The sequence below is a fragment of the Massilia glaciei genome (assembly GCF_003011895.2).
In the GTDB taxonomy this organism is placed as follows: domain Bacteria; phylum Pseudomonadota; class Gammaproteobacteria; order Burkholderiales; family Burkholderiaceae_D; genus Telluria_A; species Telluria_A glaciei.
Map to the genome: position 1 here is coordinate 34,221 of NZ_PXWF02000242.1, position 10,644 is coordinate 44,864.

A 10,644-nucleotide genomic window follows, 5' to 3' on the forward strand; every position below is an offset into this window, starting at 1 on the left:
CCACCCAGCAATTTTCAACCGAGGCACAAGCCTAAATGAAGTTGCCCACGCTGGGCTTGGGATCGGGCACCGGGTCTTCGTTCTGCGGCGTGTGCACCGGCGGATGGTGCGGATGGGGGTTGTCGAACGGCGTCGGCGAGGGATCCTCGATCGGCGCTGGATCGGGCGCGCGGTGGGCGTCGATTGCTGCTGGGTTCATGGCGGTCTCGCTCCTGGTAATGGGAAAAATACATCAGCTTGACATTACCATGGGCGCGGCGCCGGAGCCGTTCGCCAGAGCGTCCCGGCTGGCCTCCTGCGGGCGGGCGCGCGTCGATTACAATGTCGGCTCGGCCCACCTTGCGTTCCCGCCCAGCGCGGCGCGCACATTTTTAGACATACACAAACAATGGATTTGACGACAATCGCACTGCTCGTGCTGGCCCCCCTGCTCATTTGGCGCATCTACTCGCGCCTGAAATTGGCGATGGCGCGCCAGCGCTCGATCATGCAGAAGCATTGGACCGGACTTGGCTTGTTCACGGCGATGGCGCTGGTGCCGGCCACCGAATTACTGGGCAAACCGATGTCGCTGCTGTGGCTCGCGCTCGGTGTGGCGGCGGGCATCGGCTACGGCATCTGGGGGCTGCGCCTGACGCGCTACGAGACCACGGGCGAGGGCTACTTCTTCACGCCCAACGCGCGGCTGGGGATTTTCATCGCGATGCTGTTCATCGCGCGCCTGCTGTACGTCGGCGTCGATCTGTACGCCAACCAGAACTCGGCCACGCCGCGCATGGCGTTCACGGACAGCCCGTTCACCATGCTTGGCCTCGGTGTGGTGGCGGGGTACTTCGCGACCATGTCGGCCGGCCTGCTGCGCTGGCGCCGCGCCCTCAAAAAAGCCGAGGACGCGGCCGCGCCGAAGCAGTGATCGCGGCCGATTCGAAGCTGTGATCGCGGCCGATTCGAAGATCAAGCGGGCGGTGAGATTGGCCTCATCCAGAAAATTCGCAGACAAAGAGCCGGTCGGGACGACGGCTTTGAAACTTACAATGCATCAATTGCCATTGTGGTTTCTTAGGCAATAGTTTGTCCAACATCAATATCTACGGCATCCCCAGCCGATAAAGTTTCCTCCTCGCATCCTCACCCGCAGCGCGCAAAGTCGCGTTTGCGGCGTCGAACCATGTCGAATGGAGACTATTAGATGGCCAATGCCTTGTACGGCGCAGCTGCCGCCTTGCTCAAGCTGCGCGATGACCCGCAGCACCATCGCCTGCTCACAATCGACTTCCCCCGCAGGGATGGCCCCGCCGATACCGTCATCCTGGTCAATAAACTCGTGGCGCGCGAGGAGGTGTCACGCGACTTTCAATTCGACGTCGAGCTTTTATCCGACAAGGCCAATATCCCGCTCAAGCAAGTCATGGGCAAGATGGTGACGATCTCGCTGGTGCGCGAGGACGGCAGCCTTCGCCACTTCAACGGCTATGTGTTTGAATTCCGCATGATCAAGGCCGATGGCGGCTTTGTCTATTACGGCATGGTGTTGCGGCCCTGGCTTGCCTTCACCACCCTGCGCGTAAACAGCATGTCCTTCCTCCATAAAAACGTGATCGGGATTACGGAAGCCACATTTGACCATTACCACGACCGCGACTGGAATACGCGTCTCCTACACAAGGATCCGCCTATCGTCTGTGCCAACCAGTACAACGAGTCCGACCACAACCACTTGCATCGGCGTTGGGAAGAATTGGGTCTATACACTTGGTACGAGCACCGCGCCGATGGCCATACCCTGTGGATCGGCGATGACAGCACCCGGTCGGCTTCCATCGATGCGGGATCGAAAAAAATTAACCCGGCCCAGATTCCGTTCAAAAGCAAATCCGGCTCGGTTGAGGACGACGCGATCCATTCCTGGCAGGCAGTGCGCGAGCTGGGCTCCGGCAAGACGACACTGACCAGCTTCGACTACAAAAATCCGCGCCCGCAATTCGCCTCCGCCGGCATGACGAACACGCAGGGAAAAGTCTGGCTTTACGAGCGTTACGAGAATGCCGGCGCGGATGGTTTCAAGACTTATAGAGAAGGATTGGCGCTGGCCGAATGCCGTATGGATGAGCACGAAGGGCGTGTCCAATATTTTGTGGCCGAAGGGGACAGCCGCTGGGCCCAAGCCGGGCGCGCCTTCAAGCTCGGTGGACACTTCAGCGCCGAGCCAGGGCAACGGCCGCGCGGCGAAATTGGCGCGGTACCGATACACAAACGCGCGTACCTGATTTTGTCGGTATTGCACACCGCCAGCAACAACTACCACGCGGGCCGCGCCGCCCCCTCGCACTACGATAACGTTTTCACTTGCATACGCCAGAGTATTCGCTGGCGTCCCGGGCGGGGATTCAACAGCGTCCCTTGCCTGGTATCGGGCATGCAAACGGCGACGGTGGTGGGACCTCCCGACTCGGAAATCCACACCGACAATTACGGCCGGGTGAAAGTGCAATTTCACTGGGACCGCCTGGGGAAGTTCGACGACGCCAGTTCTCCCTTCCTACGGGTTATGTCGAGCTGGGCTGGCAGCAACTTCGGTCACATCAGCTTGCCACGTGTTGGCCAGGAGGTCGCGATCGTTTTCCTAAATGGCAATGTCGACCACCCAATCATCATCGGCAGCGTCTACAACCATCACAATATGCCGCCCTGGCAATTGCCGGTCAACAGCACGCAAAGCGGCATTTTGACCCGCTCGACGAAGAAAGGCGACGGCTCGCACGCCAACGCCCTGCGCTTCGAAGACAAGAAGGACCATGAACAACTGTGGTTGCACGCCGAGAAGGACCAACTAACCGAAGTCGAGCACGACGAGGACAAGTGGGTTGGCAACGACCGCCGCAAAAACATCGACCGCGACGAGACCACCAACGTCAAGCGAGACCGCACCGAAACGGTCGGGCACGACGAAAAAATCAACGTTGGCAACAACCGCACCGAACGGGTCGACCACAACGAGGACATCGACATCGGCGGCGACCGCGGCGAGCATGTAGGCGGGAACGAAAAAGTCAGTATCGACGGCTACAAGAGCGAGACCATTCTGTTGGCCAAGGCACTGTCGATCGGCGCGGCCTATCAGACCACGGTGGGCGGCCTCATGAACACGACCGTCGCGCTGACGCAGGCCGAGGAGGTCGGCATGTCGAAGACGGTCATCGTCGGCATGGAAAGCCTGCTCCAGGCCGGTAACGAGATCAAATTCGTCGTCGGCAGTTCCGTGATAACGATGACGGCAACGCGCATATCCCTTGTGGCCGACGAAATCATGATCGAGGGGCGCAAGAAGGTCGAAGTCCACGGCGACGACATCGACCACAACCCGGGATGACAATGGCACAGTCTGCTACAGCCGCGGTGCCGGCAACGCCGCCTGGGAAGGATACGGGCGCCCCAGAGTTTGCCGTGCCGAACCTGCTTTTCGATAACAGGACGCCGTTCTCGGCGGCGCAGTTTGATACCGTCGACCAGCACGACGGAGCCTTCCATGTGTTCGTGGCAAAGATCGGCTACACGATCGGGCCATGCGACCAGGACGGATGGGCAACGCTCAAGGTGCTCGACACGCCCGCCGAACTCAACACCCAAGACCGCCACCACGGCGACGATCCATCTGCAAGTGTGCTTGAGGAAAGTGACTTTGCCCCGTATAAGCCGCGCTGCGACGTGATCGTCAACGCAGTCGCGCATGTGCCCGACAAGAAGCCGGCGAAGGAGCTCCTGGTGCGACTTGCCGTCATGCCGAGCCTGGCAGGCGAGCCGGCACCGCCAGCGATCATCGACAAGACCCTGATGGTCTGCGGCGAACGTTGGTTCGTGAGGAAGACGGCTGTCACACGGCTATTGCATTGGCCCGTCAAAATCGGCACCCTTGGCCTTTTGCGGCCAAATCCCTGGCGCTTGTCGGCCGCGGCGCCAATGACAAGTGTGCCGGTTCGCTATGAACTCGCGCTCGGTGGCGAGTGCCGAATCGACAGCGATGATCGCGCCAGTAAGCGCGTGCCAGCCAAGCACCGCATTGGCCCCGCAACTCCCGCTGAACCCTGTGCCATCGCCCACGAAGCCTGCGAGACCAACCCGCTCGGCAAGGGATTTACGCGCAAGTGGTACCTCAAGGCGGCGGGGAAGTCGCGGCTTCCCGCGCCGCAAGTCGGGGCAGCTTTCCAGCTGTGCAATGCAAAATCCTTTTCCAAGGGCGCGCGCGGCGGAAAATTGGAGGAGCCGTCCGGCTTTGGCGTGATTGGCCGCGCGTGGCAACCACGCCGCGCATTGATCGGGAAGATCGAAGAAAAGAAGGACTGGGAAGCGGATGAAGTTCCCCGTTTGCCCGTCGATTTTGACTTTGGCTATTGGAACTGCGCGCCGCGCGACCAGCAGTGCGCCTACCTGGCCGGCGGGGAAAGGTTTTCGTTGGTGAACCTTTGCAGTCCAGACAGCCCATCGGCGCGAAAGAACCAAAGTGGCAATACGGTGCTGCGTTTCGCACTGCCGCAGCAAGCCGTGTTCGTGCTGGCAGTCAACCTGGCGGAAGAATTGACGGTGATGCCGCTTTCGCTCGACACGGTTGTCGTCAACCCCGAATCAAATCGACTCGACCTGGTCTGGCGCGGCTTTCTTCGGGCCGACGGCAACAATGTCTCCTCGCGCCTGATGCACATCACGCAAGCCGACCAACTGGCACGGCTGGACGAGTTGGTGCGACATCAATGGTCGGAAGCTGAAGCAGATGATAGCAAGGGCGAGTGAAAAATAATGGCCAACGAGACCGCCACCAAATCCAAACGCTTTTATTGCGTCAGCCTGACCCCGGATATTTGCAAGACGCCCATGGGGCCGGCCAACCCACCGATTCCCTACTCCGTGGTTGGCGAATTCGCCGATGCCACGAATGTATCGCCAAACGTCAAGTCGCGCAGCGAGCCGGTGATTTTGCATCAGCGCAGCATCATTCCGACCGTGAAAGGCGATGAGCCCGGAACGGCCGGCGGCATCAAGAGCGGCACCTGCGGCAAGCGGGTCGAGACCAAAACGGCGAGCAAGACCTATCACGGCAACGGCACGGCAACGGTGCAAGAAGGCTGTGAGGTTTGGATGAACAACCGCAACACGATCGGCAAGATCTATGAGCGGGGCGGCATGGCGCCCCGCACGCGGTTGCAACAGATTAGCGCGCTGATCGCCGAAAAGGCAGCCGAGGCCGGCGCGGAAGCGCGCGAAGCCGTCAAGGGCGCGGCCAAGGAATACAAGGACAACGTCTCGCCCTCGGTGCATCAATTTGGCGCCGAAGCAATGGACGCGGGTGGCAAGGTGATGCTGGGCAGTGGTGGGCTGGCCGCAGCGGGCGTGGCAGTCGGTTCCACCGTCGTAGGGGCCCCGGTGGCGGCGGCGATGGGGGTGGGCGCGGCGGCGGGTGGCACGGTTGGGGTTGTTGTGACCGCCGTAGGCGCCGCCACGGATGCCGGGGCGACGGTCATGGACCATTCAGCCGACTATATCTTGACGGGAAAGACACCCGACCCGATTGCGGCCGCCATGAACGCAGGGCAAGCCCTCGCTGCCGGTGCCTTGGGGAGGTACCGCGGCGTTGGCGAATGGCTGCGCAGGCGGCTTCCAAAACTCGGCAATCCGTTCAAGAAGAAAGCGCCGCCGGGGAAAAAATCGGCACCATCAGCAGCAGCACCACCACCACCGCCGCGCTCGCCGGATAAGCCAAAAGGCGGGAAAACCAGCAAGAAGAAAGATAAAAAATCCGATAAGCCTTCCAGTTGCTGCCCCAAGAATGCGGCGCCTGGCGGTAAGCCAGTATCGAGCCGTCACCCTGTTCATTTTGGGACCGGCGAGGAGGTCCTGTATCAGACCGACGTGGTCCTCGACGGACCAATCCCGCTCGATTGGACGCGTTGTTACCGGTCCGGATCGGAAACAGAGGACTGGGGATTATATGGCGCACGCTGGGCAACACCATACACAGCGAGCTTGGCCGTTGCCGGCAAAGGCATTGTGTATATCGATGACAGCGGACGCGCCCTGCGACTTCCCCCGCTGGCGGTTGCCGCCACATTCGACAGCCGCAAGGAAGGCTTTGCGTTGACGAGATTGAGCACGTCTGAATTTAAGTTGGTTTGGCGCGACGGCAGTACCGAGTCGTTCACGCGCGATGCAGCTGCGGATGTGGCGCTCCCGCATGGTTATGAGGGCGTCGATGCGATGCTCAGTCCGGGCATGCCCGAGCAGGCGGAACGCTACACCTTGCGGCGCAGTGCCGGGCGTGATGGGCGAGGCATCAGCGTTGAACGCTTTTCCCAGGCCGGGGCGGGAGAGCTTCTTCTGCGCGTACGAAGTGACGATGGCCAGGTGCTCGAAGCGATGCGCGACCGCATGGTTCATCCGAGCCGGTTTGCAGGCAACAGAGCGCCCGCTGTCCCGCCGCGTATCGGCCAGATCGACGAAGTGCGTGCCGATGGCACGCGAATCTGCCATGTGCGCTATGAATACCAAGTCGAGGTGATGGGTGCGCCCGCGCCGGAGGATCCTTTCGCCCAGCTGCCGGTTCGCCACAATCTGACACGACAGACCAATTTGGCCGGTGATTCCAGGACCTACGGTTACCGAGATCATTTGCTGTGCAGCTATACAAGCTACTCCGGCTTTGCCCACACGCTTGAATGGATCAGCCTTGCCGCCCTGCGTGAGCGCTGGAGTGGCACCGAATTGCCCGACACGGAATTGATTGAACGCTTTCCTGTGACGGTGGCTAACAGTTATCAGGCGCGAGCAGTGGCGACCGAGACCGCCGACGGCCTCGACGCGGTGCGCATCGCCTACCTTGATGCGGACACCACCCGCGTGACCGACGCCAACGGCGGCGTGCTCGAATACATCTTTGACGCCAATTGGCTGGCAGTTGATGTGCGCAGGATCGAAGCTGCGGGCGCCGCCGCGTCGCTGGGCCAACGCACCTGGGATCGCGACGGCATGCTGCTTGCGGAGATCGATGCCGTTGGCCGCGCAACACGTTATCAGTATGACGGAGCGGGCAACCTCACCAGCAGCACAGACGCGCTGGGACACGTCAATCGAATCGAATACGACGCGCATAACCAGCCAGTGTCCATTACCGACCCGCTAGGACACGTGACACGGTTTGAGTATGACGACGCTGGAAACCTAGTCAAGCGCACCGACGCGCTCGGCCATGTGACCAGCTACCGCTACGACCCGCAAGGGCGGATGATCGAGTTGCAGGATGCTAAAGGGGGTATCAAGCGGATCCGTTATGACCGCGCGGGACGTTTGAGCAGCTACTTCGATTGCTCGGGCTATAGCACTACGTATGACTACGATGCGGCGGGCCGCTTGACCGCTGTCGTCGACGCGCTCGACCAGGCAACTTGCTATGCCTATGATCGGGCCGGCCTCCTGACGGCGGTCACTCAAGCTGATGGGGCAAGAGAACAATTTGCCTACGATGCCGATGGCCGTTTGCTTGTTCATACCGACGCCGCATCCAACCAGACCCAGTATCGCTACAACGGACACGGTCTGCCAATCGAACGCATCGATGCGCTCGGCCACACACTGCAATACCGCTACGACCCCATTTTGCAACTTGTCGAACTTATCAACGGCAACGGGGAGAGCTACCGATTGTGCTACGACGCGGACGGCCGGCTCACGTCAGAGGTTGGCTTTGACGGGAAAGTCACGAACTATGCCTACGACAAAGGCGGGCAACTCGTCGGGACCGAGTGCGCTGGCCGCGCCAGCAGTTTGATACGTGACATGCTTGGACAACTGGTTGCAAAGCAAACCGGCGACGGCTTGCATCGATACGCCTATGACGCGCTCGGGCGCCTGACCGCAGTGGCGGCGCCACACGCGGAGCAGCGCTTTAACTACGACGCGTTGGGGCAGCTGATCGAGGAACGCAGCGCGTACTACTTGGGCGGGCTGTTGACGGGCGTGGCAGGTGGAAAGGATGCTGATGCGAGTTTCGTGATGACTCACGCCTACGACGAACTGGGCGACCGCATTCAGACGATCATGCCTAACGGCCGCCGCGTGGATGTGTTGCGCTATGGCTCGGGGCACTGGCACGGGACGCTGTGGCAAGGAGTAACGCTTGTCGATGTTGAGCGCGACAAATTGCATCGCGAAACGCTGCGCCGGATTGGCGTCGGACAAACAGTGTCAGCGCGGCGCAAGTACGATTCGCAATCTCGTATCTCGCGAATGACGTTGCGGCGAAATTGCGACACGGCTGAGCTACGCGACCGCAACTTTAAGTACGACGCCGTGGGCAATTTAATTGAAATTGCACATGGTTGGCCCGCGCCCAATATGACGGACGGCACGCTGAGTTACAGCTACGATGCGCTGGGGCAGCTACTTAGCTCAGTTCAGCCGGGCTTGACTGAAAAATTTTCTTTCGATCCGGCCGGGAATCTGCTTGACGTTGGTCCGACCTTGACCAATAACGTTCCGGTATCGCCGCCAACAACCGTCGCCACAACGCCAGTCATCAATAACTTGCTTAAGGATTATCAAGGCAATCACTATACGTATGATCCGCAAGGCAACGTCAGCAACAAGCACTTCGAGCATCTGAAAATTCCAACGCTAACACGCGATTTGGCCCTCAGTTATGACGCGGAGAACCGGTTAGTACGTGCAGTTCATACCAAGTCAGGAAACCGATACACAACAAGTTATTGTTATGACGCATTTAGTCGGCGTATCGCCAAGCAAGTTTCAGTCGAGAAATTGGCATGCCGAGAAAATAATACTGTCGCCCCCCTCAGCAACACTACAACACTGTTTTTCTGGGACGGGGACGTATTGGCGCAGGAATATAAAGGGCATAGAGCGATCACGTATTTGTATGAGCCCGATAGTTTTATACCGCTGTGCCAAATTGAGTCGATGGTGGTAGAGCCATTAGGTACTGCCGTCTATTCGGAAGGAAGCGCTGCGCCTACTAATAGCGCAACTCGATGTTTGAGCGAAGTCGCAAATTGGAGCTTCCCCTTAAGGAACGATGAAGTCGAAGCGGTCGCGTTGGCTGAGGAAGTCGAAAGGGAACATATAAGGTCGTGGGAGGCATGCAAGACTTTAGGTGAGAATGTGGCTGCGGATGACTGTATTCGTTATTACAACTGCGATCACTTGGGAACCCCGCGTGAACTGCTGGATGGAGCAGGACGTTTAGTTTGGAGCGCTAGGTATCAAATATGGGGGCGAGTACTACCACACGATTCATTATATCTAGACTCGAATTCGAATATTCGCGGGATCAATCAACCATTGCGATTTCAGGGACAGTACCATGATGATGAAACCGGACTGCATTACAACCGATATCGGTATTACGATCCAGATTCCGCGCGCTACGTTTCACAGGATCCCGTCGGTTTACTCGGCGGACTTAATAGCTATCAATATGCGTCTAACCCGACCACTTGGACTGATGCGCTTGGTTTGGCGCGGTCGAAAGGCGGATGTGATCCCTGTTGTGGGAAGGACCCAGCGGCAGAGGCACGTACATGGCAGGGCAAGGGCGATTACCCAGGTGTGGATCGCTACAAGAACACGGTGTTGAAACGAGGGACTACAGTCTATGCTTTGTACTCACCATTCCAAGGAAATAATGTTCCAAGTTATTTTACAAACTCAAAGACAATCATGACCGCCAAATGGAACCACAAGAAATTGCATGATCTATTGCAAGTCCAAAGTACATTGAGTGATCCGCACGCGAAGTTCCTTCCAAGGACGGCAGTACGGAAGTATAAACTTACTGCAGATATTTGCGTCGGATCTGGTAGGGCAACTCGTAATGGAAAGTATGGATCGGGCGGCGGTGAGCAGTATTTTGTATCGTTGAATGATAAAGGAAATTTTTTTCAGGGAGCCACAATTGGACTCAAATAAAATAAAAATCAACTTCGATGATGGCGCTGTATTGCTGGGAGGAATGCTGATTGGATGTAAAGGCTTCAAGATTTCCGATTTGAAAAATATGGATGGATTAGGGGCATGGAAGTGGTACAAGCAAAAAAAAATTGTATTCGCCAGACTAGATTCCCACTTTCAATGGGAAGGGTGGGATCTTGATTCGGTGATTTTGGATTTCGAAAACAGACAACTTCGGAAGATATTCTTCCCGTTTCGACCTACGCCAAACAGTTCTGGCTCAGTATCGGCGCATCCAATTTCACTTAAAATTGAAGAAGAATTAGTAAACAAGAAATTAATTAAGGAGGATAATTTTGAAAAAAAATACACGGCAAGATTCGGGGAAATCGCAATTCAATATGACATTCGCATGCTGACAATATCAATGCTAATGTTGTATGACATTTAATTAATCGCGAAGGATGTTCGAAAATTAGCCTGCCGACGGCACCAAGCAAGCTTTAGCCTTTTAGACACCGGGCTCATAATGAAAAGGAAACAGAGAAACAGGGGACGAGAAACAGAGAAACAGCGGACAGACCCCTGTTTCGCGGAAACGGACGTGTTACGCGCCGCGCATTCACGCCTCCAATATTTTCAAGGAACAGGGGTCTGTCCCCAATCCACCGCGGTGGATTGCCTTGGGGACGG

The 10,644-nt window shown here is 57.8% G+C and carries 6 protein-coding genes; 5 read left to right on the forward strand and 1 reads right to left on the reverse strand.

Translation table 11 applies throughout. The annotated features are described in order from the left end of the window. Window positions 1–31 precede the first annotated feature (31 nt). Window positions 32–199, reverse strand: coding sequence for a hypothetical protein (locus C7C56_RS28925; RefSeq protein WP_181373198.1), 168 nt, complete (start codon window positions 197–199; stop codon window positions 32–34). A gap of 195 nt (window positions 200–394) precedes the next feature. On the opposite strand from C7C56_RS28925, the gene C7C56_RS15815 reads away from it, so the two are divergent. The 5 genes from C7C56_RS15815 to C7C56_RS28225 all read left to right on the forward strand — a co-directional run bounded on the left by C7C56_RS15815 (window position 395) and on the right by C7C56_RS28225 (window position 10,402). Then, window positions 395–913: a CcdC protein domain-containing protein gene (locus C7C56_RS15815; RefSeq protein WP_370660213.1), complete on the forward strand. Its 519-nt coding sequence runs from the start codon at window positions 395–397 to the stop codon at window positions 911–913. 276 nt (window positions 914–1,189) lie between these two features. Further along, on the forward strand, window positions 1,190–3,370 hold the full coding sequence (locus C7C56_RS15820) for a type VI secretion system Vgr family protein (RefSeq protein ID WP_106758338.1): 2,181 nt from the start codon (window positions 1,190–1,192) through the stop codon (window positions 3,368–3,370). 74 nt (window positions 3,371–3,444) lie between these two features. Beyond that, the gene (locus C7C56_RS15825; protein WP_181373199.1) at window positions 3,445–4,785 is read left to right on the forward strand and encodes a DUF2169 family type VI secretion system accessory protein; all 1,341 of its coding nucleotides are present in this window, start codon (window positions 3,445–3,447) and stop codon (window positions 4,783–4,785) included. A gap of 6 nt (window positions 4,786–4,791) precedes the next feature. Beyond that, a complete protein-coding gene (locus C7C56_RS15830) occupies window positions 4,792–9,969 on the forward strand; it encodes an RHS repeat-associated core domain-containing protein (RefSeq protein ID WP_106758340.1) in 5,178 nt (1,725 codons plus the stop codon). Next, entirely contained in the window at window positions 9,956–10,402 is a 447-nt protein-coding gene (locus C7C56_RS28225) for a hypothetical protein (RefSeq protein WP_146204510.1), read from the forward strand. Before C7C56_RS15830 ends, C7C56_RS28225 begins: the two co-directional genes overlap by 14 nt. Window positions 10,403–10,644 lie beyond the last annotated feature (242 nt).

What these genes read in the sequence shown, in the direction of transcription:
- C7C56_RS15830 (WP_106758340.1), top strand. Translation starts at nt 4,792, where the DNA reads ATGGCCAACGAGACCGCCACCAAATCCAAACGCTTTTATTGCGTCAGC.
- C7C56_RS28925 (WP_181373198.1), bottom strand. Translation starts at nt 199, where the DNA reads ATGAACCCAGCAGCAATCGACGCCCACCGCGCGCCCGATCCAGCGCCG.
- C7C56_RS15820 (WP_106758338.1), top strand. Translation starts at nt 1,190, where the DNA reads ATGGCCAATGCCTTGTACGGCGCAGCTGCCGCCTTGCTCAAGCTGCGC.